We start from the raw sequence: 3,533 nt of genomic DNA, 5'->3' as shown, positions 1-3,533 counted from the left end.
ATAAAAATTAAGTAAAACAGAGTCTCGTAGCTCAGCTGGTTAGAGTACTACACTGATAATGTAGGGGTCGGCAGTTCGAGTCTGCCCGGGACTACTATTTGGCTTAAAAAAGGAAATTCTAGAGTTGAGTTCTTATGAATAATCATTCATAATTCATAATTCACAATTCATAATTAGATTGGGGGATTAGCTCAGCTGGCTAGAGCGCCTGCCTTGCACGCAGGAGGTCAACGGTTCGACTCCGTTATTCTCCACAATCCCTATAAAAGGGAAAAAGTTCATTGACATATTGAGATAAGAAAATAATAAGAAAGTAGAAAGCGTTTTTTGCAATTTATTGCAAAAGACAAAACAAAACGGTCTTGTTTTAATTAACAAGATTGGTGCAATAAGCAAAATAAGGGCGCATGGGGAATGCCTAGGCTCTCAGAGGCGATGAAGGACGTGATAAGCTGCGAAAAGCTGCGGGGACTGGCACACACAGATTGATCCGCAGATATCCGAATGGGGCAACCCGCTATGTTGAAGACATAGCACACCGATAGGTGGGCAAACCCGCTGAACTGAAACATCTAAGTAGGCGGAGGAGAAGAAAACAAAAGTGATTCCGTAAGTAGTGGCGAGCGAACGCGGATTAGCCCAAACCAGTTATGTTACGGCATAGCTGGGGTTGTAGGACCGCGACATTTCATGCATGAGGAACCGGAAGCTTCTGGAAAGGAGCGCCATAGAGGGTGACAGCCCCGTATGGGCAACAAATGTAATGGATAGCGGTATCCTGAGTAGGGCGGGGCACGTGAAACCCTGTCTGAATTTGGCGGGACCATCCGCTAAGGCTAAATACTCCTGAGAGACCGATAGTGAACCAGTACCGTGAGGGAAAGGTGAAAAGAACCGTGAATAACGGAGTGAAATAGATCCTGAAACCATGCGCTTACAAGCGGTCGGAGCCCTTTCGTGGGGTGACGGCGTGCCTTTTGCATAATGAGCCTACGAGTTAACGCTGCTGGCAAGGATAAGTGGTTAAGCCATGGATCCGCAGCGAAAGCGAGTCTGAATAGGGCGCTTTAGTCAGTAGTGTTAGACGCGAAACCGTGTGATCTACCCATGGGCAGGTTGAAGCTGTGGTAACACACAGTGGAGGACCGAACCGGTTGACGTTGAAAAGTCTTCGGATGACCTGTGGGTAGGGGTGAAAGGCCAATCAAACTCGGAAATAGCTCGTACTCCCCGAAATGCATTTAGGTGCAGCGTTATTTTAGTTATATAGAGGTAGAGCTACTGATTGGATGCGGGGGCTTCACCGCCTACCAATTCCTGACAAACTCCGAATGCTATATAATGATTGATAACAGTGAGGGCTTGGGTGCTAAGGTCCAAGTCCGAGAGGGAAAGAACCCAGACCATCAGCTAAGGTCCCCAAATATATGCTAAGTTGAAAGAACGAGGTTTGTCTGCCCAGACAGCTAGGATGTTGGCTTGGAAGCAGCCATTCATTTAAAGAGTGCGTAACAGCTCACTAGTCGAGCGGACGAGCATGGATAATAATCGGGCATAAGCATATTACCGAAGCTATGGATTTGCATGTATGTGCAAGTGGTAGGGGAGCATTCTGACAGGGCTGAAGGTGTATCGTAAGGTATGCTGGACCGGTCAGAAAAGAAAATGTAGGCATAAGTAACGATAATGCGGGCGAGAAACCCGCACACCGAAAAACTAAGGTTTCCACAGCTATGCTAATCAGCTGTGGGTTAGTCTGGACCTAAGGCGAACCCGAAAGGGACAGTCGATGGCCAACGGGTTAATATTCCCGTACTTCTTATTGCTGTGATGGGGTGACGGAGTGATGAAAGCGCCGCGAACTGACGGAATAGTTCGTTAAAGCACCTAGCTATAGGGTCTCTAGGCAAATCCGGAGATCTTGGTGAAATGCGATAGTACTCGGAGTCTTCGGACAAAGAGATAGTGCGCCTAAGGGCTTCCAAGAAAAACCTCTAAACTTCAGGCAATAAGAACCAGTACCGTAAACCGACACAGGTAGTTGAGGAGAGAATCCTAAGGTGCTCGAGAGATTCATGGCTAAGGAATTAGGCAAAATAGACCTGTAACTTCGGGAGAAAGGTCGCCAGCAGCAATGCTGGCCGCAGTGAAGAGGTCCAGGCGACTGTTTATCAAAAACACAGGGCTCTGCAAAATCGTAAGATGAAGTATAGGGCCTGACACCTGCCCGGTGCTGGAAGGTTAAGAGGAGATGTTATCTTCGGAGAAGCATTGAATTGAAGCCCCAGTAAACGGCGGCCGTAACTATAACGGTCCTAAGGTAGCGAAATTCCTTGTCGGGTAAGTTCCGACCTGCACGAATGGTGTAACGATCTGGACACTGTCTCAGCCATGAGCTCGGTGAAATTGTAGTAACGGTGAAGATGCCGTTTACCCGCAGTGGGACGAAAAGACCCTGTGCACCTTTACTATAGCTTAGTATTGACCTTGGATAAATGATGTGTAGGATAGGTTGGAGACTATGAAGCGGCGTCGCCAGGCGTTGTGGAGTCATTGTTGAAATACAACCCTTTGTTTATCTGAGGCCTAACCCCGCAATGTGGGGGACAGTGCTTGGTGGGTAGTTTGACTGGGGTGGTCGCCTCCAAAAGAGTAACGGAGGCTTCTAAAGGTTCCCTCAGTACGCTTGGTAACCGTGCGTAGAGTGCAATGGCATAAGGGAGCTTGACTGAGAGACATACAGGTCGATCAGGTACGAAAGTAGAGCATAGTGATCCGGTGGTTCCGCATGGAAGGGCCATCGCTCAAAGGATAAAAGGTACGCCGGGGATAACAGGCTGATCTCCCCCAAGAGCTCATATCGACGGGGGGGTTTGGCACCTCGATGTCGGCTCGTCACATCCTGGGGCTGGAGAAGGTCCCAAGGGTTGGGCTGTTCGCCCATTAAAGTGGCACGCGAGCTGGGTTCAGAACGTCGTGAGACAGTTCGGTCTCTATCTACTGCGGGCGTTAGAAATTTGAGTGGATCTGATTCTAGTACGAGAGGACCGAATTGGACAAACCTCTAGTGTATCTGTTGTCCCGCCAGGGGCACCGCAGAGTAGCTACGTTTGGAAGGGATAAGCGCTGAAAGCATATAAGCGCGAAACCCACCACAAGATGAGATTTCTTTTAAGGATCGTGGAAGATGACCACGTTGATAGGCTACAGATGTAAAGGCAGTAATGTCATAGTCGAGTAGTACTAATAATCCGTAAGCTTATGCACACCCTTTTCCCGAGCCGCAAGGCTCGGGAGGAAACTTTCTAAATAATTCCTGTTTGTTTCTTTATCTCAGTATGTTAAAATATTGTTTAATTGATAATTAACAATTTGTAATTGATAATTAATGATTAAAAGCTGCTTGCAGCGAATAGCCTTAAGGTGGTTATTGCGGCGGGGCTCACCTCTTCCCATCCCGAACAGAGAAGTTAAGCCCGCCTGCGCAGATGGTACTGCAGTTTTGTGGGAGAGTATGTCGTCGCCTTTCTTTT

General features: G+C 47.9%; 2 tRNA genes and 2 rRNA genes. All 4 read left to right on the top strand.

The window, feature by feature from the left end:
- Nucleotides 1-20: 20 nt before the first annotated feature.
- The 4 genes from QUA01_RS27125 to rrf all read left to right on the top strand — a co-directional run bounded on the left by QUA01_RS27125 (nucleotide 21) and on the right by rrf (nucleotide 3,529).
- Nucleotides 21-94: transfer RNA gene (locus tag QUA01_RS27125), tRNA-Ile, on the top strand.
- 86 nt (nucleotides 95-180) lie between these two features.
- Nucleotides 181-254: transfer RNA gene (locus QUA01_RS27120), tRNA-Ala, on the top strand.
- A 131-nt stretch (nucleotides 255-385) separates the two neighbouring features.
- Nucleotides 386-3,267, top strand: a 23S ribosomal RNA gene (locus tag QUA01_RS27115).
- 152 nt (nucleotides 3,268-3,419) lie between these two features.
- Nucleotides 3,420-3,529 (top strand): 5S ribosomal RNA (rrf, locus tag QUA01_RS27110).
- Nucleotides 3,530-3,533: the final 4 nt, after the last annotated feature.

Source organism: Microcoleus sp. S36a_B3, assembly GCF_036700745.1.
GTDB lineage: Bacteria > Cyanobacteriota > Cyanobacteriia > Cyanobacteriales > Microcoleaceae > Microcoleus.
This window is presented reverse-complemented; position numbering and strand designations above follow the sequence as displayed.